Here is a 22,997-nt window from a genome sequence, read left to right as displayed (position 1 = left end):
GGGATGAACCGTGAAAGTTGAAAACGGCGTGACTAACTTTGCCGTGTATGAGGACGCAACGGAATATTACGGCATGGCAGAAGTTACCTTGCCGGAAATCTCTTCCTTGACGGAAGAGGTCAAGGGAGCGGGGATTTCCGGCACATTCAACGGCGCGTTTGTGGGCCACGTCGAAGCTATGACCCTGACGTTGAATTTCCGTTCGGTAACGAAAGACGCGATCAAGCTTTTGGAGCCGCGGAATCACCAGATCGACCTCCGCGCGGCCCAGCAAATGTGGGACAGCGGCGCGGGCCGGTACAAACATACTCACGTCAAGCACATTTTGATGGTAACACCCACAAAATTCAGCCCCGGCAAGCTTGCGCCCGCGTCGCCCGCGGAAGCGTCCGGCGAATACGCGGTGACGTATTTTGCCACCTACATCGGCGGCGTTAAGGTTCTGGAAATCGACATTCTGAACTTTATTTTCTTTGTGAACGGCATTGACTATCTGGCGGACGTTCGCAAGGCGCTGGGCAAGTAAGAGATCGACCCCCGGCGGGCATGGACCCGCCGGGGGATTTTGCGCCCGCTTTCTGTATTTCAAATTTGTAAAAATATCGGAGGAATTGAACCATGAGCGATCAGATCAAGAACAACCCCACAAAGGCCGCAGAGAACGCCACAGGAGCGCCGGAAGCCGCCACCCATGAAATGACACAGCCCGCCGCGGAAAACGCCGTACAGGACGCGGAGAGCGGCGACGTGGGCGTTTATAAGCACACGTTCAAGAAGCCGTTCGAGTATGAGGGCAAGACCTATGAGGAATTGACCTTTGATTTCGGGCGGCTGAAAGGCCGGGACATGGTGGCAATCGAAAACGAAATGCAGGGCATGAGCGAATACGCCCTTGCCCCGGAGATTTCCACCAGCTTCCAGAGCAAGATGGCGGCGCGGGCCGCGGGAATCGGAAGCGACGTGCTGGAAGCTATGCCCCTGAAAGATTTCAACAAGATCACGGGGGCCGCGCGCCGTTTTTTGCTGGATTCGGGCTATTAAAGCAGAACCCCGCGCAATGGTGGCGGCGTGAAACCTACAAGATGGCGCAAGCGTCTTTCACCGGCGTTCCGTTTTGGCTGAACATGACCGTTTCGGAATTCGCCGCGTGGATTGAGGACGCAAACGCCGTCGAGAAAGAGCGAAAAGAGAAAAAATGATAATGTATTGACTTCTCCGAAAAACAAAATTATAATTTGTTTGTGTTAAAGATAAGATTTTCTGACGCTTTGACATAATACAAGAAAAGGAGAAGTAACTATGTTTGACGAAAAATGCAACAAAAAGATACTAAGCGCAGAAATATTTAACCTTGCAAGAGCGTTTGAGGGAACAGAGGAAAGCGCCAGCATTTATGGCAGATTAGGGCGGTTCTTTCAGGAAAACGACTTGCCTACTTGTGCGGTCATAGCGTTTTCGGAAGCGGTAAAACGCGGGAATACATCAAGCGAGATAAAAGCATTCCTCAAAAAAGTGAAATCCAGCCCATTCTACGAAAAAACGTTTGTGATTACGGGCGTTCTTTCCAAAATGGAACGGGAAGAAGCATTGCTTGAAATCCGCAAATACGGGGGCCTCACATCGGATAATCCGGTAAGCAGGATGGATTATCTTGTTTTGGGGTATCAAGAGTGGTCCGAATTAAACGGCGGCGTTGCGTCGCGGAAAGTAACTAAGGCAATGGAATTGCAGAAAAAGGGAAAAGACGTTAAAATAATTTCCGAGGACGAACTATACGCAATGCTGGAAAATGCTTCCGGGCAAGAAAACGGATAAAAAGTAGATTTACATTGTAGGGAACCACCCGGCGCGGGTGGTTCCCTTTCTTATACCCAAAATCAGGGGGTGAGAGTTTGGCTGGTTCGAGAAAAGAGTATGAACTACTCTTCAAACTGCAAGCGGCTTTGGGCGGGAACTTCAATGCGGCGTTCAAAGGGGCGATCAATACCACCCGGCAACTGCAAAATACCATGCAAAAGCTAAATTCTACCACTGGCAAGATTGAAGCGTTCAAGAAACAGTCAACCGCCCTTGAATCGAACCGGCAAAAGCTGGAACGGCTGACCGCGGAGCATGACCGTTTACAGCGGGAATTGAGCCAGACAGAACAGCCGTCGGAGAAATTACGGGCCGCTATGGAGCGGAACGAACGGCAGATTGCCGACACCACCGCAAAGATCGAAGCGCAGGAAGCCCGCTTGCGGACGCTGGGCGACGAACTTTCCGACGCGGGCGTTGATACGTCCCGCCTGACGGAAGAAACCGAACGGCTGGCAAAGAGTTATAACAGACTGAAAAACAGTCAAGAGGAAATGGCGCGCTTAAATGCGGCTATTGACAAGAACGGCGAAGCCCTTTCTAAAGCGAAAGGACAATTCGCCGGAACCATAGGCACGATTGCGGCGCTGGGAGCGGCAATTTACGCCGGGCCAGTGCAAAAATCAATGGAATTTCAAACAGCAATGGCGAAAGTGGGGACGATTGCTGACACAAATACCGTCCCTCTTTCAAAAATGCAGAAAGAAATTATTAACCTTTCAAATGCGCTGGGAGTAAACGCAAGCACCGTCGCGGAGGACGTTTACAACGCAATTTCGGCGGGTCAAGATACGGCAAATGCGGTGGGGTTTGTTGAACAGGCGACGAAGCTTGCAAAGGGCGGTTTTGCTGAAACCGGGCAGGCATTAGACGTGCTGACTACGATTCTAAATGCCTATGGGCTGGAATCGTCGAAAACCGAACAAGTTTCTAATATGCTGATTGCGACGCAAAACCGCGGCAAAGTAACCGTTGCGGAATTGTCGTCGGTCATGGGTAAGGTGATTCCCACAGCGAACGCGAACAATGTTGCGTTGGAACAGCTATGCGCCGGGTATTCCATTATGACGGCCCGCGGAATTGCCGCCGCAGAAACGACAACATACATGAACAGTATGTTGAACGAATTGGGAAAGAGTGGGACAACGGCAAACAAAGCCTTAAAGCAAGCGGCGGGCGCAAGCTTCAGCGAACTAATGGCGCAGGGGAAAAGCCTTGCGGACGTACTGGAAATTTTGCAGGGGGAAGCAAATAGGAGCGGGAAAACCCTTGCGGATATGTTCGGAAGCGCAGAAGCCGGAAAAGCGGCAATTTCGCTTATGTCAAACGGCGTGGCAGGGTTCAATGATGAAGTTTCCGCAATGGTTAACAGCACAGGGGCCGCGCAAGCGGCCTACCAAAAAATGATGGAAACCACGGAGGAAAAGATCAAAAAGGCAAAAACTGCTTTGTCGAACCTTGGAATCGTGCTGGGAGATACATTCTTGCCCTACGTAACCACGGCGGCGGAAAAACTGTCTGTTCTGATTACAAACTTTTCCGCATGGGCGCAGGAAAACCCGAAATTGCTTTCAACGCTTGTAAAAGTGGGCGGCGCAGTTTTGGGACTGAAAGCCGCAGGGCAGGCCGCAAAAATCGGATTTTTAGAGTTGAACGGCGCAAGATTGACAATTCAAAAAGGATTTGAGGGAATCCGAACCATTTTCAACCTTGCAAGGATTGATTCGGCGGGCTTTTCCGGCGCGCTGAAAGGCGTTGCAAAAAACGTGATCGGCTATTTCGGCGGAATCGGGAACGCGGCGGGCGGCGTGGGCCGCGCATTTACCGGCCTGTTCAGCGGAACGAAGATCGGGAATCTGTTTTCCGGTATCGGCGGAGCCGCGGGCGGGCTATTCTCTAAAGCGTTTTCCGGTATCGGCGGGCTGGCGACAGGGGCCGCAGGCAAGGTGACAGGCATTTTCGCAAGAGCGGGAAGCAAAATCGCCGCCGGGCCGCTGGGCAAGATCGGCGGCGTTGTCGGAAAGGGGTTCAGCAAACTAACGACCATGATTGCGCCGCTCCAAAAGCTGGGCGGGGCGATTTTGGGGCCGTTCGGCGGTATTGCCGGAAAGATTCTGCCCGTTGTCGGCGTGATCGGCCTGATTATTGCCGCCGTTCAGATATTCCGGGACCACTTGGACGACATACGGGCCGGGGTTGAAAAGGTATTCGGCCCGGCGGGGGTTGCCGTCTTTGACAATATCGTGGGCGTGATTACCAACATAGGCAACACGATCAAGGGTATTTTCAGCGACGGGAACCTTGCAAGCGCGCGTGAATTCATCAACGGAATTTTCGGCGAACAGGGCGTTGCCGTGTTCGACACGTTCGTTTCTATCATGCAGACGGTGGGCGGCGTGATCGGACAGTTTATTTCGTTCATTGACACCAGCGTAAAACCGATTATTGAAGAACTGTTCGCGTTCATCGTTACGACCGTACTTCCGCAAATCGCGCAGACCTTTGTTGAATGGGGACCCACGATCACGGGGGTTATTCAAAGCATTTGGGAAATCTTTCAAACGGTGGCAACCGCCGTCATGGGGATAATTCAAGCCCTTATGCCTACGATTCAATCACTGATCGGAACATACCTTGAAGCTATCCGGTCCGTGATCGGCGGCGTACTGACCGCAATTCAGGGCCTTTTGAACGTGTTTGCCGGGATTTTTACCGGCGATTGGTCCCGCGTTTGGGAGGGAGTGAAAGGCATTTTCTCCGGCGTTTGGGAAGCGATCAAGGGCATTGCAAAGGGCGCAATGAACGGAATTATCGACATTATAAACGGGTTGATTGGAGGGCTGAACAAGCTAAAAATTCCCGATTGGGTCCCCGGTGTTGGCGGAAAGGGTATCAACATTCCGTTGATTCCGAAATTCGCAAAAGGCACGCCCCGGACACCTGACACGTTCATAGCGGGCGAAAAGGGCGCGGAACTTATCACCAACGCCCGGAACCGAACTGTTTTCAAGGCGGCGGAAACCGGGCAGATTTTCACGAACCTTGCAGGAATGGCAAAGACCCTGACGGGCAACGGCGGATTTCAGCAGTACCGGCTGGCCAACGTGGGAGCGGAAGCCCCGGACGTGAACCCGCCGACGCTTTCGACGGCTGACCGTCAAAGATCGGTTGTCATTCATAGCGCGCCGGTTTTCCATGTGGGGAACGACGCGCAGGCACAGGACATTGAAGAAATCTTGCGGAAGCACGACGAAGAACTTTTGCAGGAAATCGACGAACGGGACCGCCAGCGGGCGGACGACGAAAGGCGGCGGGCCTATGACTAAATATACGACCATTGCCGGGGATATGTGGGACGGTATCGCCTACAAGACGCTGGGCGACGAAACATACACCGACAAGATCATAAAGGCAAACCCGGAATTCCGCCGCCTTTTCGTTTTCCCGGCGGGAATCGTGCTGAATATCCCTGACCCCGAACCGCGGGTTGCTGGCGGCTTGCCGCCGTGGAAAAGGGGGCAGGGATGAACGCACGAAGAGCGGAAATCAAGCTGTTTCTGGACGGCGCAGACGTGACCGCAGATATTAACCGGGACTTGCTTTCCATGACCTACACGGACAACGAAGAGGACAAAGCGGACGATTTGCAACTTTCCCTTGCAGATCGTGAATGGATTTGGCTGGGAAACTGGCTGAACAACGCGACGGCGGGAAAATCCGCGGAGGTTTCCGCCGTCATCATTCAAAAGAATTGGGAATCGGCGGGGGACCGGGTGCTGGATTGCGGGACGTTCGAGGTTGACACCGTGGAGGGGTCCGGCCCCCCGGCGAAAGTGAATATCAAGGCCGGGTCAATCCCATATAAGACCGCCGCCCGAACGCAGAAAAAAACAAAGGCATGGGAGAAAATCAAGCTTTCGGCGATTGCAAATGAAATCGCCGGTAAAAACGGGCTTGCCTGTATGTTTGAATCATCAACAGACCCGTTTTATGACCGAAAAGAGCAAATGCAGGAATCCGACATTACCTTTTTACAGCGCCTTTGTAAAAACGCGGGAATCAGCCTGAAAGTCACCGCAAAAATGATCGTTCTGTTTGACGCGGCGGACTATGAGCAAAAAGGCGCGGTCATGGTGATTCAGAAAGGAGCGGCGAACGTGTCGCGCTGGTCCTTTTCCACCAGCTTACACGACGCGGCCTTTAGTAGCTGTCACGTGTCCTATACGGACCCGAAAAAGCAAACGACGATTGAATACACCTATACGCCGCAGGGCGCGGATAAATCCGGGCAAGTGCTGGAGGTAAACGAAAAGGTTTCGACCCGCGAGGAAGCCCGCCAGCTTGCAATGAAGCGGCTACGGCAAAAAAACAAGTCGGAGTATAAAGCGTCGTTCGCTCTTTCCGGGGACACGCGGCTGGTTGCCGGGGTAACGGTGGAGGTTTCCGGCTATGGAGCCTTTGACGGGAAATACATCATCGAAACCGCGACGCACAGCATTTCTAAAAGCGGAGGTTACAAGACGGACATTACATTGCGCCGGGTGCTGGAGGGCTACTAATGGACGACCTGAATTTGAACGTATTAAAAAACATCGTGCGGACGGGCTGGGTTTCCTCTGTCAATGTGGAGGAACGGACCGCCCGCGTCATTTTCGAGGACAAGGGGGAAACGATTGTTTCCGGGGAATTAAAGGTGTTGAAAAATCCGCCTTGGATTCCCGAATATTACGCCCCATACCGAACGGAGTATGAAGCGGGCGGGAGCGGCTACCCGCAATTTGAAAGCCACAAGCACGATTTGATTGTAAAGCCGTGGTTGCCGCAGAAAGGCGAATTTGTGCTTTGCCTTTACATTCCACGGGACGACGGCGACGGTTTCGTGATAGGGGGGATTTGAACGAATGGCGATTATCGGAAGCTGGGGGGACATTACCTTTTCCGTTTCGCGGCAGACGGTCAAAACCTTTGACGGGCTGAAATGGGAAAGCGGGGTGAAATACTCCGCCCACGACCGGCACTTAAAAGAACCCCTTTTAGAATTCACGGGGCCAGACACGGAATCCATGTCTTTTTCCATGTTCTTTTCCGTGTTTTTGGGGGTGAAACCGATTGCGGAAGTTTCAAAGCTGTTAAAAGCTATGCGCCGGGGAGAGGTTCACCGGCTTGTGATCGGACCGAAAGCCTACGGCACTAATAAATGGGTTATCACGAAACTTTCAAACGCCCTTGAACGGTACGACAACCGGGGGAATCTGCTTGTCGCGTCGGTCAATGTCACGATGAATTCTTATGCGGCGCGATAGGGGGTGCGGCGGTATATGGCCTATGTGGTAAAGGCGTTCAGCCTGAAAAAGATAAACCTTGCGCCGGAATCCACGGTTGAAGAGGTTTTGCAGAATGTCGCAATGATTATTTCAACGCCGAAATTCTCTGTCCCCCTTGATCGGAATTTCGGGCTTGCACAACGGTTCATAGATAAGCCGATTCAGACGGCCCAGCCGGTCCTGATTTCAGAGGTTTTAGACGCTATCGAGGAATACGAACCGCGGGCGGAGGTTGAAAACGTGTTGTTCGCGCAGGGGGGCAGGCCGGGCGCGCTGATTCCGGTTGTGGAGGTGAACATACTTGACGGAGAACGTTAGACAATACCCGAATATTTCCTTTGTAGACACGGACACGGAAGCACTGACAAACAGCCTGATTCGGGCGTTTGAGCGGTTCGCCGGACGGACGCTGTACCCGGCGGACCCGGTACGGCTTTTCATTTTGTGGATTGCCGACATTATCATTCAAGAGCGGGTGAACATTGACTTTTCGGCAAAACAGAATTTGCCGCGGTACGCAGAGGGGGAATATTTAGATTCCCTTGCTGAACTCTTCAAGGACGTTTACAGGCTGGAGCCGGAAGCGGCCCGCACGACAATTCGGTTCACGCTGTCTATCGAGCGGGACACGGCGACCGTCATTCCGGCGGGAACCCGGTTATCGGCAGGGGAAGAAATCGTGTTTGCGACAATAGCCGCGCTGACAATTCCGGCGGGGAGACTGACCGGGGAAGTTGCGGCGGTATGCCAGACCGCCGGGGAGATCGGGAACGGCTTTATTCCGGGACAGATCACAAAACTTGTTGATATTTTCCCCTATTACGAAAAAGCGGAGAACATCACAGAAAGCGCGGGCGGCGCGGATTGGGAAAGCGACGCGGCCTTTTACGCCCGTATTCGTGAGAGTATGGAAACATTTTCGACCGCCGGACCGTTGGGGGGGTATGAGTATTACGCAAAGAGTGCGTCGGCGCTGATCGTGGACGTGAAAGCGACTTCCCCGGAGCCGGGGGAAGTAGACGTGCGGGTTCTGCTGGCGGGCGGAGAGTTGCCGGGGGAAGAAGCCTTGAAAGCCGTTTCGGAGGTTTTGAGCGCGGACAAGGTGCGCCCCCTGACCGATCACGTAACCGTCGCGGCCCCCGAAACGGTCCCGTATAACATCGACGTGACATACTACACGCAGACGGGCGGAGCGTTGGGGCCGGAAATGGTGGCACAGAACGTCGCCGCCGCCGTCGCGGAGTATCAACGGTGGCAGGCCGCAAAAATGGGGCGGGACGTGAACCCGTCGTATTTGACCAGCCTGCTTATGCAGACGGGCGCAAAGCGCGTTGAAGTACGGTCCCCCGTGTTCGCCCCCGTCGCCGACAACGCCGTGGCGGTGATCGGCGAAACGGAGGTTTTGAACGGGGGTGCGGAACGTGAATGAATACGATCTTTATTCCGTTGACTTCACCCGTTCGCTTCCTCCTACCCTGAAAGACGACCCGGAGATTAACGCGCTGGGACGGGCCATTGCCGGACAATTACAGATTACCGCACAGCAAATCCGGCGAAATATCATCTATGCCCGGATTGATGAACTGGACGAACAGACGCTTGATATTCTGGCCTATGATTTACACGTTGACTGGTACGACCATTCGTACCCGATAGAGGTAAAGCGGCAGACGATCAAGGACAGCGTAAAAATTCACAGGCGGCTGGGGACAAAGTACGCCGTAGAAACCGCGCTGGGGGCCGTATTTCCCGGAACGCGGGTTGAAGAGTGGTTCGAGTATGGGGGCGACCCGTACACGTTCCGGGTCATCATTAACGCCACAGAAAACGGAGTAACCGCGGCACAGCAAGCGGCGGTTTTGGAGCGGGTCATATTTTATAAAAATTTGCGGTCCCATTTGGAAGCTGTACGGTTCAAGATGGAGAAGAAAACGACGGTCCATGTCGGCGGCATTCACTCTATCGGGACCCGGCTGGAGGTTTGGCCGTATCTTGCGGAGAACATCGAAACGGGCGGAACTCTGTTCGTCGCCGGTTCTCTGTCCATTGCGCGCCGTCTGGAAATCCGCCCGTTCCTGACCCGGAATATGAGGGCGGAAGCGCGGTCCATGATCGGCGGATATACGCAGTGTGCCCAGCGGCTTGAAATCCGACCGAAACTTGTTGAAGAGGTCAACGCAGACGGGAAAACGCTGATCGGCGGATATGCACAGTACGCGCACAGAATCAAGATTGACCCGTTCTTAATTAACCATTTGACCGCGGGTGCGGGGGTGCTGACCGGCGCTTATACCCGGCATTTGTGGAAACTGGAAATTCAACCATTCAGAAAAGAGGGGTAAAAAATGCCTGACGAAAAGAAATTCGGAACCATTGTCACCGACCTTGGAACAATTCTGATTCGGGACGCGGTGCTGGAGGGAAAACAGATCAATTTGACGACCCTTGCCGTCGGCGACGGCGGCGGTTACTACTACCAGCCCACGGCGGACATGACGGAATTGAGGAATGAGCGGTGGAGCGGGAAAGTGAACAGCGTAACCGTCAACCCAGATTCCCCGAACATCATTGACGTTCTGGCGGTGATCCCGTCGGACGTAGGCGGCTGGACTATCCGGGAAATGTGCGTAAAGGATGAAGAGGGGAACATGATTGCCGTTTGCAATACCCCGGACACCGAAAAAGTCATTATCACCAGCGGCGCGGCGGGTGAAATTGAAATGCTTATGCACATTGAGATTTCCAATACCGGCGCAATAACCTTTATCGTGGACCCCTACGCGATCACCGCCACGAAAAAGGACTTGCGGGAACATGATGAATCGCAGACGGCCCACAAGACCGCCTTTGACAAAAAGGCCGATTTAACCGACCTGAATAATCACGTCAACAACAGCGATATTCACGTAAGCCACGCGAATATGGAGAACATCAACACCGCAATTTCCGGCCTGATTGCACACAAGGAGGACACCGACGTACATATTACACCGGCGGACCGGGAAGCGTGGGCCGCGGGCGCGGCACAGGCGGCACAGGCGGCGGCGGACGCGGCGGCGGCGCTTGCCGCGGTTGCAAGCCTTGAAAGCCGGGTTGCCCGCGTGGAGGACGGTATTTTTAACAATATCACCGGCAATCCGTATCTTGTGTCCTTTGATTCTCTGGACGGAATCGTTCTGACGAAGGGCATTTGGAACGCGGACAGGAAGCGGATTGAATGTTGACGGAATACGCGTGTACCCGGCGGGAATTATCCTGCCTGATCGGGAACCTGTTTACGGAAATAGAACCGCCTTGCGAACGGTGCGGGGCCGCTGACGTGCTGACGATCAGCGGGACCACCTACACCGGGAGCCGGGCGGTTCTTACCGTTACCGAACACGGGTTCACGTGGGAGGGCGACCCGGCGGAGGTTGAAGAAATCCGCGAAAGGCGGTGCTTACAATGGGGAATCCGCCCCGGAACGGGGAGCAAAACGAATTTATTTTAATCACAAAGGCGAAAGATTTAGTCAAGCACACGTTTTTAATGACGAATGACCGGCGATTTCCGAAAAAGTATCGGTTTACCGTCGTGAATCGCCTGCAAGACCTTGTGATTGATATTTTCCAGCACATACAGGAAGCGAACGAACTTGATCTATCCGACCCGCAGGAATTCAGGGAACGACGGTACGAACAGAAAAAGGCGCTTACAAAGTGTAAAACGGTTCTGTTTCTGATTGAAATTTCCTTTGAAAACAACCTGATTTCAAAAGAGCAATGCGAAGCATGGACAAATTACGTCGTCGAAGTAAAGCGGATGGCGGCAAGCTGGCGGAAGAAAGATCGGGAGCGGGTCACAACACAACGGAGAAACGCGCCACCCTATTAACGGGCGGGGCTTTTCTTGGGGTATGCTTTGTAGCGTCGAATTCGTACAACGTCCGCAACGTCAATTCCTCCGGCGCGATGAACTGGAACAACGCGTACAACGGCAACAGGGGCGCGCGCCCGCTTTGGTGGAACACCGCGAACGAGTAAGCCGAAAGGCCGAAAGCAGAGGACCACAATCAAAGGAAAGCATATCCCGCCGCCGCGGTGAGAGCGCGGGGGTAAATACAGGATTGGTGAAGCAAGGCCCACGGGAACCGGCTTCCGCCGCGCGGCGGGCGCGCCGCGTGGTCCGATGAAGAAGCGTTGTTGTGGCGCATTGCGCCCGACGCAACGCCGATTCTATACACGGCAAGGAGTTTCCATTTATGGAGCAAGCAAGCGATTTTCAAAGGGTGTACGATTTCGGGAACCTATACGCGGCGTTCCTGAAAGCCCGCAGGGGAAAGCGCGGGAAACCCAGCGTTGCAAAGTTTGAAGCAAATTTGCTGGAAGCACTTTCCCTATTATCTGAATTGCTGAAAACTAAAACGTACACCATGTCGGAATATTTCGTTTTCAAGGTGTATGAACCGAAAGAACGCATTGTAATGACAAATGCGTTCAAAGACAAGGTTGTTCAGCACTCTTTATGCGACAATGTTTTAGAACCCGCGTTTTCAAGAAGCTTCATTCGTGACAACTACGCTTCACAACGCGGGCGCGGGACCAATGACGGGCTTTACCGATTGGAAAGCTTCATGCGGTCCTATTACTTTTCCAGAAAAGCGCAGGCGGAGCAAGAAAGCCGGGAGGAGGGGTTGCCGCGGCTTTCGCCCGCCGAATACGCCGACGGGTGGGTTTTGAAATGTGATATTTCAAAATATTTCTATTCGATTCGGCATGAACCATTGAAAAGGATAGTCCGGCAGTACATCAAGGACCCGGACGTTTTGTGGCTGATCGGCTTAATCATTGACAGCACGCCGGACCCCGGAATACCTATCGGGAATCAGACTTCACAATGGTTCGCAGTTATGTATCTGTCCGGGTTAGATCATTTCATCAAAGAAAAGCTAAAAATCAAGTATTACGGGCGATATATGGACGATTTCTTTTTAATCCATGAGGACAAGGCGTATTTGCAGTATTGCCGGAAAGAGATTGAAAAGTATGTTGCCGGGCTGGGGCTTTCTTTGAACAATAAAACGAACATTTTCCCATTGCGGAACGGTATTGATTTCCTTGGATTCCATACCTACATCACCGACACCGGGAAAGTGATTCGGAAAGTTAGGAGGTCAAGCAAGAGCAATGAACAAAAGAAGTTGAAGAAACAACGGTATTTGCTGGATTCCGGGAAAATCACCTTGAAACAGGTTGAACAATCCTACGGAAGCTGGCGGAGCCACGCGGAAAAAGGCAACTGCTATCACCTTATTCGGGAAATGGACGAACTTTTTATGAACCTATTCCCGGAAATTTATTCAAAGGAGAGTGCGGCATAATGGCTAAAGCATTAAGCACGCTGGCCGTCGGCGCGCTTGTCAAGGACACCGGCACGCTTTACAACGGCAAACCGATCATTTGGAAGATTGCCGACAGGAACCACGCGGGCTATCCCGCAAATTCCGTCACCCTGATTACGGAACGCATTATTTCGCTGAAATGCTTTGACGCTATCGAGAGCGGCAACAGCGACAGCAACCGGCGTTCCTACGGAAATAACCGCTGGATTTACTCGAATATCCGGCGGTGGCTGAACAGTCAAGCGGCGGCGGGCAAATGGTACGCCGCCCAGCACAGCGCCGACGCGCCCCCGTCGAACGCTAACGTATGGAGCAATTACAACGAATACGACGGGGAAGCGGGATTCCTTGCGGGATTCTCCGCGAACTTCCTTGCGGCCTTGCTGAACACCACGCACACCGTCGGCAAAGCGTCGGTGGACGGCGGCGGAACGGAAACTTGCGTTGACAAAATCTTTTTCATGTCCAGTACGGAAGCGGGGTTGACCGGCGACGTGACGTGCGGGAGCAAGCTGGCCTTGTTCACGAACGACGCTTCCCGGCAGGCAAAGCCGACGGCGGAATGTGTGTCGAAAAGCGAGTACACGAACAGCAGTTTCAACGCAAATTCGTTTTGGTACTACTGGCTTTGCGACGCTTACGCGTCGAGTTCGTGCTACGTCCGCAGCGTCAATTCCTCCGGCGCGCTGTACTGGTACGGCGCGCACTACGGCTACTGGGGCGCGCGCCCGCTTTGTAATCTTAAATCTGAAATCTTGGTATCTGATAACCCGGATTCCGACGGCGCATATACAATCATTTGGAATCGTGCGCCGTCCGCCCCTGGAAGTATCAGCGTACCGACGCAGATTTTAAGCGGGCAGAGCGTCGCGGTCACGTGGGGCATTTCCACGGATGAAGATGGGAGCGTATCCGGGTACATTTTGGAGCGGAAAACGAACGACGGAAGCTGGACACAGGTTTACAAGGGAATCAACCGGGCTTACACCGACACCGCCAGCGCCAACTGGCAGAGCGTCGCATACCGGGTAAAGGCATACGACAACGCCGGAGCCGATTCCGCGTACACCACAAGCCCGGTCCGGGCCGTCACCCACAACACGCCGCCCGCGATCAGCGGAGCAAATACGAACCTCGGGGAGAAAACCGGGGCGTTTTCGCAGGCGTACACGGTCACCGATCAGGACAGCGGGCAAACGCTGACCGTAACGGAAAAGATCGACGGGACCGTAAAGCGGACCCACAACGTCACCAGCGGGCAGGCATATTCGTTCAGCGTGACGGCGGCGGAATGGGTGAAGCTTTCCAACGGGGCGCACACGCTGGAAATCACCGCGAACGACGGGACCGGCGGAACCGCCACCCGGACATACACGTTCAGCAAGAACGTGGCGGAAATCGAATTTCAGCTTGCGACCCCGCTTGCGACCGACGACGCGGTTACAAAGGCAATTATGAGCGTTGCCCGGCAGATTCCCGCGGGGGCGGAGTTTACCGTGGAAGCCTGCAACAACGGAAACGACGACGCGCCCACGTGGGAGGACGTGACGCAGGCCGTCAACAGCGGAAGCAAATTCTTTTTCAGCAACACCACAAAGACCGCCGCCGAATGGGGCTTCAACTTCCGTATCAAGGTAAAGCGGAACGGGGCCAGCGGCGATTGCTTTATTTCGTCCGTGGGGGGGAATTTTGAATGAGCGTACAGCACAGAAAAGACAGTATCCGGGGAATGCGGCTGGAGCGGCTGGGAATCCAGCCGCCCTCCGACTGGAACAACGTTGAACAGGTCCGCGCGGTGAAGAAACAGGAGATCGGCGCGGAGTGTTCCGCGGCAATTTACGCCGGGGTTGACGTGGGCGGGTCCCATTACAGTTTGACCGAACACGACCAAACCGAACTGCTGGCACAGGCGCAGGCGGTGAAGGAGGGGGCCGCGGCGGTTCCGTACCACGCCGACGGGGAACTTTGCCGAATGTATCCGGCGGAGGAATTCACCGCGCTGGCGCAGGCGGCAACGGCGCACGTGTTCTATCACCGAACCTACTGCAACCACGTAAACGCGTGGATTGCGCGGGCGGACCTTGCCGAACTGGATTCCATTAAGTACGGCGCGGAACTGCCCGCGGACCTTGCAAAGAGTATGGCGGCGATCATTGCCGCGGCGGGAGGGGGCGGCAAGGCGTGAAACGTGTTTTGACCATTTGGGCGATTTTGGGGGCGGCGTATGTCGCCCTTGAAACCGTGTTCCGCGGATACTCCCACCCGTCTATGCTGATTGTCGGCGGGCTTTGCGGGGTCCTTGTGGGGACAATCAACCAGCGGCCCGGATTCTTCCGCGCCCCGGTCATCGTGCAAGCGGTGATCGGGGCGTTGATCGTCCTTGCCGTGGAATTCGTTTCCGGGTGTATTCTGAACCTTTGGCTGGGGCTGGGGGTTTGGGATTACAGCAACCAGCCGGGGAATGTGCTGGGGCAGATTTGCCCGGCGTTCGGCCTTTTGTGGTTTTTCATTATGCCCTTTGCGATTTGGGCGGAGGACACAACACGGTGGACCATTTGGAACTATGAGTGCCTTGTGTACGGTTGGACAGAAAGCCCGCCGGAAGTGGCCCCGTATTCACTGAAAAGCATTTATAGAGAATTCTTTCACGGGAGGTAAACGACTATGAATGAAATTTTGCCGGTTATCAGCGTGATTTCTACGCTTTGCGCTATTGTGTTCGGATATGCGGCCTTTGCCCGGAACGGGAAAAAGGACACAGAGGACGAAGCGCGGGCCGACGCGACCGTTCTTACGGAAATTGGGTATATCAAGGCAAACACCGACGACATCAAGCGGAAGCAGGAAAAGCAGGACGAACAGTATTTGCGGATTGCGGAGCGTGTGACCGCCGTTGAATCGTCCGCAAAGCAGGCCCACCACAGGCTGGACCGCTTGGAACAGGCCGCGGACCATTCCGACGACTGACAGAAAGGCGGCGCGGCATGGGGTATCTATTCAGCATTGCCGCCGGGCTGATCGGCGGGGTTGCCGCCGTGTTGCTGATTGAGCGGCGGCGGAGCAATAAGCGCCGCCGGGCGCGGAGCCGGGCCGCGAACGCCGCAGGGGATGAAAAGAGGACCGCCGGAAAGATCGAGTTTTCAAAACTCTTTCTTTCGGCGGTTCTCTTGACCTATTTTGCCGGGTTCGGGCTGGGATTTTGGGTAGTGACAATCGACCCGTCGCAATTAGGGGTTCTGCTTGCCTACGTCGCCACGCCGACGGCGGTTGCAATCGGATTCTATTCGTGGAAAGCAAAGGCGGAAAACGTTGTGAAGATCAAAAAAGCGAACCCGGCGGAAACGGACGGAATGCCCGTTGACCTGAACAACATTCAGCCTTAAAGGAGATCGGAGCAATGGCAATCACAAAAGAACATCAAGAATTCATCGAGCGGGTGGGCGCGCTTGCCGCCGCCGACATGAAGAAAAGCGGCGTTCTTGCGTCGCTGACAATCGCACAGGCGATTCTTGAAAGCGGATGGGGAAAATCCGGCCTGACCGTCAAGGCAAACGCCCTTTTCGGAATCAAGGCAGGGAAAAGCTGGAAAGGAAAGGTTTACAGCGCACAGACACAGGAATGTTACGACGGCGCGACCTTTACCACGATTACGGCGCTTTTCCGCGCCTATGACAGCTGGGCGGAGAGCGTCGCCGATCATTCGGCCTTGCTGACCAGTGCGGCCCGGTATAAAGCCGTTATCGGAGAACGGGACTATAAAGCCGCTTGCCGGGCGATCAAGGCGGCAGGGTACGCCACAGACCCGCAATACGCGGACAAGCTGATTCAGATTGTCGAGAATTACAGCTTGACCGCCTACGACGGCGCAGGGAGCGCCACAGCGCCCGCAGGACGGCCCGGAGCGTCCGGCGGGTCAAATGATACGGGCGGGGCAGGAAGCCCCGCAGACGGGAAAGGAACGGGGAAAATGAACGCTTCTGAATTCATTAAGAAATTGCAGGACGTTGTGAACAATCACGCGACCCTGTACGTTATGGGGTGCTTTGGTGCGCCCCTGACCGGCGCGAACGTGTCCCGGTATTGCGGAAACCACAGTTACAACAAAAAGGCGGACAGAACCGCAATGATTCGCGCCGCGGCAAACAAGAAACCGCCTGTTTTCGGGTTCGATTGCGTTTGCTTAATCAAGGGGATTCTTTGGGGATGGACCGGCGACGCGTCCAAAACCTACGGCGGCGCAAAGTACACGTCGAACGGCGTTCCCGATATTGGGGCCGACAGTATGATTCGGGTTTGCAAGGACGTTTCAACCGATTTCGGGAAGATCATTCCCGGGGAAGCTGTCTGGCTTTCCGGTCATATCGGCGTTTACATCGGCGGCGGAAAGGTCATTGAATGTTCGCCCGCTTTCCTGAACCGCGTTCAAGTGACGGCGTGCCTGAATATAGGGAAAATTGCCGGTATGAACGGGCGCAAGTGGACGAAACACGGACGCTTGCCGTATATCACCTATGACATGACGGAAGAAACCCCCGCAGGGAGCGCCACAAAGCCCGCAGGACGGCCCGGAACGTCCGGGGGGTCCTCCGATACCTCCGCGCCGCTGGCGTTCAGCGTGGGCGACGTGGTGCGGTTTACGGGGTCCAAACACTACACCAGCGCGAACGCGGCGACCGGCCCCGCCTGCAAACCGGGAACGGCAAGAGTAATCGGGACATACAAGGGAAAACACCCGTACCAGCTTAAAGCGGAACCCGGCGGCGGGTCCACGGTTTACGGCTGGGTTGACGCGGCGGACGTGCAAGCCGTCGGCGGGACCTCCGCCGGGAGCGGAGCCGCGGCGAAAATGCGCGTCGGCGCGCGGGTCCGGTATTCCGGCCCCCTGTTCCGGGACAGCAACGGAAACGGGCAGGGAAAGACCGTGAACGGCGCGTTCACGGTGAAATATTACTATCCGGGCCGCAAGTGCGGCGTACACATTGACGGGCTGGGCTGGGTCCCTGAATCCGCCTGTTCCGTCATCGGCTGAAAGGAGAAAGCGACATGAAGATTATTGCGTTTCTGCTGGCGAATTGGGACAGCGTGCTGGTTGTCCTTGCGTTCCTTGCCCTGATCGTCGTTCTTATCAAGCGCGGCGAAACGGCGGTTCTGAACCGAATTCTTTTCGGCCTTGTGACAAAGGCAGAAAAGGAATTCGGCGACGGAACGGGCAAGTTGAAGCTTGCCGCCGTGTCTGATTGGATTTATCAGAGAATCCCCGCGGTGCTGAAACTGCTTTTCAGCGAAAAGGATATTGAAAAGCTGATCGAGAGCGCGCTGGAGGAAGCAAAAAAGGCGTGGGGGACGAACGGCAATCTTGCGGCGTACATCGAACCGGAATACGTTATTCGTATGACCCCGGCGGAAGCGGACGAAATCGCCGCGAAGCTGAACGCCGAACCCGGAACCATTGTGACGCTGGAAGAAAAATAAACTTGTCCGATTCGGACAGAATGAAAGCCCGCCGGGATTCGCCCCGGCGGGCTTTTTGTGTTGGAGGTTATAACTGCCCATTTATGGAAAAAATCGGGTTGTAACTCCTTTTTGCAGGGGAAAACCATTCGTATTCGGTTTCGCCGTCGTGATAAGTTTCGGCCCATTCCTTACTGTCACGGCCACGAAGAAGAACGGCCTTTTTAATTTTCTTGCTTGCGGATTTGCTGTGAATGATGAACGAAATTTCGCCACAATGAGCGTAAAAGCTTTCCTTGCTACCGCACTCAAGAAACTGCATTTCGGATTCAGGGACACGATCAACGGACAGGATTTCGACGGACCCGGCAACAGAACCGGCGCGCGGATATGCGGAAAAAATCAATTCGTACTTTTCGCCCGGTTGAAAAATCTTCATGTTTGCTTCCCCTTTCTTTTGTTCGTGCGGGCGGCGGATTCCGCCGCCCGCGGGTTTCTTTCAGGCCGGAACCGTGGAAACGTCGAGCCGGAAAGTTGCGTCAATGACCTTTTGCCGGATTGCGGCGTTTTGCTTCACGCCCCGTTCGAGCGTCGCCCGGACACCAGCGGGGGCAAGGGACAGGCCGTAAGCAATCAAGCGATCTTCCGCGGCTTTCAGATCGTCGCGGGCGGCGTTCAGCGCGCTTTCCAGACCGGCGGCAACGATCAGGGCGGAACACTCTTCACTTGCCTTTTCAAAGGCCGCGTCGTCGTCCATACACCACAGAAAATCAGGGGTGGAGCCGTCCGGGTTGACAATGCCCTTGTCGGAAATATACTTCTTTTCGATTTCCTCTTGCCGGGATTCGATTTCCTGAACGCGGGCTTTTGCTACCATGTAAGCACGCTGGAACTTGTTCGTCGTCTTTTTCATTTTCAAAACCTCCGTGTTTTTTGTTGTTGCCCTCTTTCTGATTATGATTATATACTAACGTTAGTATAATGTCAAGAGGAAATGAGAAACTTTTTGAAAAAATTTGCCCACCGGAATTGAACCGGCGGGCTTTTTGCATTATACAACAGATTCGACCCACCTTTTGCCGTTCCAACGGACGCGGATTGCACCTTGCGGAGAAACAAACGGGGGAAGCGCGGGACTTTCGGCGGACCATAGAACGCGATCACCGGAACGAAACGGTTGCATTTCAAAATCAGAATGCGCGCCGGAATGCGTATGAAATCGCTTCCCGCGCTTCAATACGTCCGCGTAGTCATAGCCGCTTGGGGTTGTGCGGTAACGGTTGATTGTTCGTCTTGCGCTCATGCTGGAACCACCTTTCTAATGGAGCGGGCGACGGTTTGCGCCGCCCGCGGATTTATCACGCCCGCCGGTTTAGCAGATCGGACAGAATGTGCGCTTCCTGTTCGCGGGTATCAGGAATCGTATAGTCAAAGCCGATCTTGCCGCCGTCCTTGAACTTGTGAATCGTGAAGTGCCACCAGCCGTCGGGAAGCGCGATTTCCATTACAAGGGAATTCGACTTGCTACCGGACCGAATAAGCATTGTCGAAATGTAATCTTCAAGCCAACGGACGGTGACTTTCTGACGGTTAAAGAATCCGTCAACAGAAAGAGAATGAAGCTGGGAAGCGGTTTCACGTAAGGTCATGATAAGAACCCCCTAAAAGATATTCCGTGTCGGTCCCCTTTGCGTGTTGGCCCGTAAGGTTGGCCGTTGCCGAACTTTACGCCCCGGCAACCGGGCGGCTTGTGCTTCCCTCTTTCTGATTATGATTATATACTAACGTTAGTATAAAGTCAATAGGAAAATAAAAACTTTTTGAAAAATTTTTGCGCCGGGCAGATTCTACCCGGCGCGGCAATCAATCGGTATTTTCAATCAGGCGCATAACGCGAAAGGCAAGATCGGATTCAGCGCCGCCGACCTGATCGGCATACCGGCCCAGCACATTCAACAAGCGCGCCTTGTACGCGTCAACCTCCGTCGGAATCCTGACCCCGTATTTCTTTTCGTAACAGTCACGGCACAGGAACGGCGCGCTGGCGGTGATTGCGCCGTTGCTTTCGTCCGTATACTGATACGCCCGGCAAATGCAAAGGGGCTTCCCGCAAGCTTCACAGTGACCGGAAAACTTGCGGGAGCGGGTGCGGGCCGTCCGGGTTGCGCGGTGCGGCTTTATGGACATTTGCGCCGCCCCCTTTACAGCTTTTCGACGGCAGTAAAAACGCCGTCGTGTTCGGACTGAAAAGAAAAGCCGGGGACGATTTCGGCGGGAGAATAGAACCGAACGCCGTATGTCCCGAATCTTTCGGCCCGGAAAATCCACGCTTCAAGGCCGTTCACCGTGCGGGGAATCCGCGTGCTTGCTTCCCGGCATTCTTCAACAGATTTACACATCTTCAAAACCTCCGTTCTTTTGGGAGGGGCGGCGACCGCCGCCGCCCCGGTTAAGTATCAGCAGACGAACACGCCCAACGGGGACCCGTTCGCGGACCGCCAGCCCCGGCGGTGAATATCAGACAGCCGGACCCGTTCGGGCCGGGCAGGGCGGTCGTCCCAGCGAATCAGGGCATAAACGCCGCCGCGGGTGAAGCGTCCGGTGGGTTCGTCATAGAAACCGACAACCGTTCCGCCCTGTACGGGATAGCAGGCCCCGCAAACGCATTCGACGCGCTGACCGATCATGACAATAACCGTTCCGTCGTCGGCGGGCTGGGAGATTGTCACGACCTTAGAGGGGGCCGCGTCCTCCACGACAGGAGCGGCGGCGGATTCCTCAACGTCGGTGGGCCGGTCCTCTTCCGGCTGAATTTCGTGTTCAGCGCGGAAGATGGGGGCCATAGAATAGCGGTACGGTGCGATATATTCGCCGTGATCGTCGGTGAAAAGCTTTGTCCGATGTTCTTTCCCGTTACGCAGGAAAGTAACGGTTTTCGCGGTGCGCTTCACGATCTTAACCGTGAAAATGCAATCATGGTCGCAGGCGCTACGGGCGAAATATTCCTTGCCGATTTCAAAAGTGTTCATGTGATTACCTCCATATATTAAACGAAATGTTGAAGTTACCTTTTACCGTGTCGGCCCCCTTTTCGTGTTGGCCCGTAAGGTTGGCCCCCGCCGTATTCTTAACGCCCCGGCGGGTGGGCGGCTTGCGTTTCCCTCTTTCTGATTATTATTATATACTAACGTTAGTATAAATACAAGATGGAATAATGCACAAATATACTAACGTTAGTATGTGCAAATTTTATACTTGCGTTAGTATAGAAGATATGATATAATAGAAACCGGAAACGGAGGTGGCAAAAATGCCCGGAAAATATGAAACACCGCGGGGAAAAGCCGCAACAGACGCGAAGCGCCGGTATTATGAAAAAAGCTATGATCGGATTTACCCGGCAGTCAAAAAAGGAAAAAAGGAACTATACATTGCCGCGGCAAAGGAGGCGGGAATGTCCCTGAATGAATGGATTGAAACGACGCTGGACGCGGCGGCGGGAATCGGCGACGATTGGGGGAATCAGCCGTGAACGAATGCAAAGTGACTTTTCACCCGGTTTTCGTGGAAGCGGTCAAGGACGCGGCGGAACTGGACGAAGAACGGACGCGGCTTCAAGCGGTCATGGGGGCCGACACATTCGAGCGGGTCCGGGCGATCATAGAAGCGCAACCGGCACGGAAGCGCGCCGCCTACTATTGGACCATTTGCAAAGCGGCGTGCGCCGGACAGGATTTTTCCCGCGTGGAATCGCTGGAGGACATAGCGGACATATACGCCCGGTTTATCATCGGGCGGGCGTTTGAAACGTAAAAGAGAAGCGGCGGGCGCAATGCCCGCCGCTTTTGCTGTATGTAAGATCATTCGCCCGGTTCATAGGTATAGCCGCCGTTTTCGTCAAGCGTGATCGTCCCGGCGACTTCCAGAATACCGCCGTCCGTGTCCTGCTTCCCGTATTGGGCGACATAGTACATAGAGCCGGGGAAGCAAATTCCGGTCCCGTCGTCGCAGATAATCGCCACCCAGTTATAGCCGCTGTCCTTTACGACGGTTTCGGCAAAATCTTTATACTGTTCCGCCGTGACAGCTTCAAGCTGGCCTTTGCTGATTTCAATAAACGCATATTCGCCGATCTTTTCGCCGGTCCCGCTTTCAACGCCTTTCACGATCAGGGTACAGGCGGTCAAGGGGTTGTCGTCGGCGGGAGCGGCGGGGGCCGGGTACAGCGTTTCGCCGCCCTTGTCCACGCGGTCAACAACGCCGTTCGTGTAATATACGTCGTATGTGCTGAAACCGCTGGAAATGGTGCAATGCCCGTCGTCGCCCTGCTTGCGGGTAACGCCGGAAACCTTGCTGTCCATGCCGCAGGAAACAAGGACAAGAAAAACGTCGTCGGCCTGTTCGGGGGTGATTGCCATACCGGAAGCAAGGGAAGATTGAGAATCCCGGTAAAAATCGTATGCGGCGGACAATTCTTCTGATTTTGGGGTGTCGTAGTCCACCACCGCGCCGCACGCGGCAAGGGACAAAACCAGCCCAGCCGCAAGGAAAAGGAAAAGAAACCGCTTCATGTTGAAATCCTCCGTTCCGCCGCCCACGTTCAGCGGGCGGACTTTTGTTTTTTTAAGGGACGGACCGCGCGGGAACCGCTGGCGTTCTGACCTTTAACACAATTATTGCTGGAACGTGTGCTAATGTCAAGCATAAATCTGAACTTTAACACACGTCGGAGGAACAACAAATGAAAATTTACGATTACAACGGGCGGAAGAATCTTTGCGGAAACCGGGTGAAAGAAGCACGCGCCCGGCTGAATATCACGCAAGCGGACCTTGCCGCCCGTCTGCAAGTGGCGGGGGTTACCATGGAGCGGGACAGCGTTTCAAGAATCGAAATAGGAACGCGGTTTGTGACTGATTACGAACTTTCGGTTCTTTCGGACGTGCTGGGCGTTTCCGTCGAATGGCTACTAATGCGCGAATAAT

The 22,997-nt window shown here is 54.4% G+C and carries 32 protein-coding genes; 25 read left to right on the top strand and 7 right to left on the bottom strand.

Going from position 1 to position 22,997, the window contains the following annotated elements:
- Positions 1-10 precede the first annotated feature (10 nt).
- The 22 genes from VV088_RS08530 to VV088_RS08425 all read left to right on the top strand — a co-directional run bounded on the left by VV088_RS08530 (position 11) and on the right by VV088_RS08425 (position 18,033).
- Positions 11-526: a phage major tail tube protein gene (locus tag VV088_RS08530; protein ID WP_334600272.1), complete on the top strand. Its 516-nt coding sequence runs from the start codon at positions 11-13 to the stop codon at positions 524-526.
- 92 nt (positions 527-618) lie between these two features.
- Positions 619-1,041, top strand: a complete 423-nt coding sequence (locus VV088_RS08525; protein ID WP_334600271.1) for a phage tail assembly protein — start codon at positions 619-621, stop codon at positions 1,039-1,041.
- Positions 1,042-1,299: 258 nt separating this feature from the next.
- On the top strand, positions 1,300-1,815 hold the full coding sequence (locus VV088_RS08520) for a BRCT domain-containing protein (RefSeq protein ID WP_334600270.1): 516 nt from the start codon (positions 1,300-1,302) through the stop codon (positions 1,813-1,815).
- Between the two features lie 77 nt (positions 1,816-1,892).
- The gene (locus tag VV088_RS08515; RefSeq protein ID WP_334600269.1) at positions 1,893-5,183 is read left to right on the top strand and encodes a phage tail tape measure protein; all 3,291 of its coding nucleotides are present in this window, start codon (positions 1,893-1,895) and stop codon (positions 5,181-5,183) included.
- Entirely contained in the window at positions 5,176-5,385 is a 210-nt protein-coding gene (locus tag VV088_RS08510; protein ID WP_302619425.1) for a tail protein X, read from the top strand. The genes VV088_RS08515 and VV088_RS08510 overlap by 8 nt, the downstream gene beginning before the upstream one ends.
- A complete protein-coding gene (locus tag VV088_RS08505) occupies positions 5,382-6,416 on the top strand; it encodes a phage late control D family protein (RefSeq protein ID WP_334600268.1) in 1,035 nt (344 codons plus the stop codon). The genes VV088_RS08510 and VV088_RS08505 overlap by 4 nt, the downstream gene beginning before the upstream one ends.
- Complete coding sequence (locus VV088_RS08500) at positions 6,416-6,754, top strand: hypothetical protein (RefSeq protein ID WP_302619423.1); 339 nt, start codon at positions 6,416-6,418, stop codon at positions 6,752-6,754. The genes VV088_RS08505 and VV088_RS08500 overlap by 1 nt, the downstream gene beginning before the upstream one ends.
- A gap of 4 nt (positions 6,755-6,758) precedes the next feature.
- Positions 6,759-7,160 (top strand): phage tail protein, encoded by a 402-nt coding sequence (locus tag VV088_RS08495; RefSeq protein WP_334600267.1) that lies wholly within the window; start codon positions 6,759-6,761, stop codon positions 7,158-7,160.
- A gap of 15 nt (positions 7,161-7,175) precedes the next feature.
- Positions 7,176-7,499, top strand: coding sequence for a hypothetical protein (locus tag VV088_RS08490; protein ID WP_334600266.1), 324 nt, complete (start codon positions 7,176-7,178; stop codon positions 7,497-7,499).
- Positions 7,483-8,610 (top strand): baseplate assembly protein, encoded by a 1,128-nt coding sequence (locus VV088_RS08485; protein ID WP_334600265.1) that lies wholly within the window; start codon positions 7,483-7,485, stop codon positions 8,608-8,610. Before VV088_RS08490 ends, VV088_RS08485 begins: the two co-directional genes overlap by 17 nt.
- Positions 8,603-9,523 carry a phage tail protein I gene (locus VV088_RS08480; protein WP_334600264.1) on the top strand — a complete coding sequence of 307 codons (921 nt, stop codon included), beginning with the start codon at positions 8,603-8,605 and terminating at the stop codon, positions 9,521-9,523. Before VV088_RS08485 ends, VV088_RS08480 begins: the two co-directional genes overlap by 8 nt.
- Before the next feature lie 3 nt (positions 9,524-9,526).
- Complete coding sequence (locus VV088_RS08475) at positions 9,527-10,405, top strand: phage tail protein (RefSeq protein WP_302619418.1); 879 nt, start codon at positions 9,527-9,529, stop codon at positions 10,403-10,405.
- The gene (locus tag VV088_RS08470; RefSeq protein WP_016323105.1) at positions 10,399-10,671 is read left to right on the top strand and encodes a hypothetical protein; all 273 of its coding nucleotides are present in this window, start codon (positions 10,399-10,401) and stop codon (positions 10,669-10,671) included. Before VV088_RS08475 ends, VV088_RS08470 begins: the two co-directional genes overlap by 7 nt.
- Before the next feature lie 280 nt (positions 10,672-10,951).
- A complete protein-coding gene (locus VV088_RS08465) occupies positions 10,952-11,203 on the top strand; it encodes a hypothetical protein (RefSeq protein ID WP_334600263.1) in 252 nt (83 codons plus the stop codon).
- Between the two features lie 218 nt (positions 11,204-11,421).
- Positions 11,422-12,540 carry an RNA-directed DNA polymerase gene (locus VV088_RS08460; RefSeq protein WP_334600262.1) on the top strand — a complete coding sequence of 373 codons (1,119 nt, stop codon included), beginning with the start codon at positions 11,422-11,424 and terminating at the stop codon, positions 12,538-12,540.
- Complete coding sequence (locus VV088_RS08455) at positions 12,540-14,258, top strand: DUF6273 domain-containing protein (RefSeq protein WP_334600261.1); 1,719 nt, start codon at positions 12,540-12,542, stop codon at positions 14,256-14,258. Before VV088_RS08460 ends, VV088_RS08455 begins: the two co-directional genes overlap by 1 nt.
- Positions 14,255-14,746 carry a DUF4376 domain-containing protein gene (locus VV088_RS08450; RefSeq protein WP_302619413.1) on the top strand — a complete coding sequence of 164 codons (492 nt, stop codon included), beginning with the start codon at positions 14,255-14,257 and terminating at the stop codon, positions 14,744-14,746. Before VV088_RS08455 ends, VV088_RS08450 begins: the two co-directional genes overlap by 4 nt.
- Complete coding sequence (locus tag VV088_RS08445) at positions 14,743-15,219, top strand: putative ABC transporter permease (protein ID WP_334600260.1); 477 nt, start codon at positions 14,743-14,745, stop codon at positions 15,217-15,219. The genes VV088_RS08450 and VV088_RS08445 overlap by 4 nt, the downstream gene beginning before the upstream one ends.
- Positions 15,220-15,225: 6 nt before the next feature.
- A complete protein-coding gene (locus VV088_RS08440; RefSeq protein ID WP_300446994.1) occupies positions 15,226-15,528 on the top strand; it encodes a hypothetical protein in 303 nt (100 codons plus the stop codon).
- Between the two features lie 17 nt (positions 15,529-15,545).
- A complete protein-coding gene (locus VV088_RS08435) occupies positions 15,546-15,944 on the top strand; it encodes a hypothetical protein (protein ID WP_300446997.1) in 399 nt (132 codons plus the stop codon).
- A gap of 14 nt (positions 15,945-15,958) precedes the next feature.
- On the top strand, positions 15,959-17,590 hold the full coding sequence (locus tag VV088_RS08430) for a glycoside hydrolase family 73 protein (RefSeq protein ID WP_334600259.1): 1,632 nt from the start codon (positions 15,959-15,961) through the stop codon (positions 17,588-17,590).
- A 14-nt stretch (positions 17,591-17,604) separates the two neighbouring features.
- Complete coding sequence (locus VV088_RS08425; RefSeq protein WP_334600258.1) at positions 17,605-18,033, top strand: hypothetical protein; 429 nt, start codon at positions 17,605-17,607, stop codon at positions 18,031-18,033.
- 67 nt (positions 18,034-18,100) lie between these two features.
- Here the strand turns inward: VV088_RS08425 and VV088_RS08420 are convergent, their stop codons facing one another.
- The 6 genes from VV088_RS08420 to VV088_RS08395 all read right to left on the bottom strand — a co-directional run bounded on the left by VV088_RS08420 (position 18,101) and on the right by VV088_RS08395 (position 21,041).
- A complete protein-coding gene (locus VV088_RS08420; RefSeq protein ID WP_334600257.1) occupies positions 18,101-18,451 on the bottom strand; it encodes a hypothetical protein in 351 nt (116 codons plus the stop codon).
- A 60-nt stretch (positions 18,452-18,511) separates the two neighbouring features.
- On the bottom strand, positions 18,512-18,925 hold the full coding sequence (locus tag VV088_RS08415) for a hypothetical protein (protein ID WP_334600256.1): 414 nt from the start codon (positions 18,923-18,925) through the stop codon (positions 18,512-18,514).
- 445 nt (positions 18,926-19,370) lie between these two features.
- Positions 19,371-19,661, bottom strand: coding sequence for a hypothetical protein (locus VV088_RS08410; protein ID WP_334600255.1), 291 nt, complete (start codon positions 19,659-19,661; stop codon positions 19,371-19,373).
- Positions 19,662-19,875: 214 nt separating this feature from the next.
- Positions 19,876-20,199 (bottom strand): hypothetical protein, encoded by a 324-nt coding sequence (locus VV088_RS08405; RefSeq protein ID WP_334600254.1) that lies wholly within the window; start codon positions 20,197-20,199, stop codon positions 19,876-19,878.
- Positions 20,200-20,213: 14 nt separating this feature from the next.
- Positions 20,214-20,411, bottom strand: coding sequence for a hypothetical protein (locus VV088_RS08400; protein ID WP_334600253.1), 198 nt, complete (start codon positions 20,409-20,411; stop codon positions 20,214-20,216).
- A 57-nt stretch (positions 20,412-20,468) separates the two neighbouring features.
- Positions 20,469-21,041 carry a hypothetical protein gene (locus tag VV088_RS08395; RefSeq protein WP_334600252.1) on the bottom strand — a complete coding sequence of 191 codons (573 nt, stop codon included), beginning with the start codon at positions 21,039-21,041 and terminating at the stop codon, positions 20,469-20,471.
- A gap of 281 nt (positions 21,042-21,322) precedes the next feature.
- On the opposite strand from VV088_RS08395, the gene VV088_RS08390 reads away from it, so the two are divergent.
- Together VV088_RS08390 and VV088_RS08385 are read left to right on the top strand one after the other, a co-directional pair.
- A complete protein-coding gene (locus VV088_RS08390; protein WP_334600251.1) occupies positions 21,323-21,544 on the top strand; it encodes a hypothetical protein in 222 nt (73 codons plus the stop codon).
- Positions 21,541-21,825: a hypothetical protein gene (locus tag VV088_RS08385; protein WP_334600250.1), complete on the top strand. Its 285-nt coding sequence runs from the start codon at positions 21,541-21,543 to the stop codon at positions 21,823-21,825. The genes VV088_RS08390 and VV088_RS08385 overlap by 4 nt, the downstream gene beginning before the upstream one ends.
- 47 nt (positions 21,826-21,872) lie before the next feature.
- Here VV088_RS08385 and VV088_RS08380 read toward each other — a convergent pair whose 3' ends face one another.
- Positions 21,873-22,583, bottom strand: a complete 711-nt coding sequence (locus tag VV088_RS08380) for an LptM family lipoprotein (RefSeq protein WP_334600249.1) — start codon at positions 22,581-22,583, stop codon at positions 21,873-21,875.
- 170 nt (positions 22,584-22,753) lie between these two features.
- Between VV088_RS08380 and VV088_RS08375 the strand changes: the two genes are divergently transcribed.
- On the top strand, positions 22,754-22,996 hold the full coding sequence (locus VV088_RS08375) for a helix-turn-helix domain-containing protein (RefSeq protein WP_325205552.1): 243 nt from the start codon (positions 22,754-22,756) through the stop codon (positions 22,994-22,996).
- Position 22,997: the final 1 nt, after the last annotated feature.

It is taken from the genome of Lawsonibacter sp. JLR.KK007 (genome assembly GCF_036941135.1).
In the GTDB taxonomy this organism is placed as follows: domain Bacteria; phylum Bacillota; class Clostridia; order Oscillospirales; family Oscillospiraceae; genus Lawsonibacter.
The sequence above is the reverse complement of the archived record's forward strand: the minus strand, read 5'-3'. Positions and strand labels throughout refer to the sequence as shown.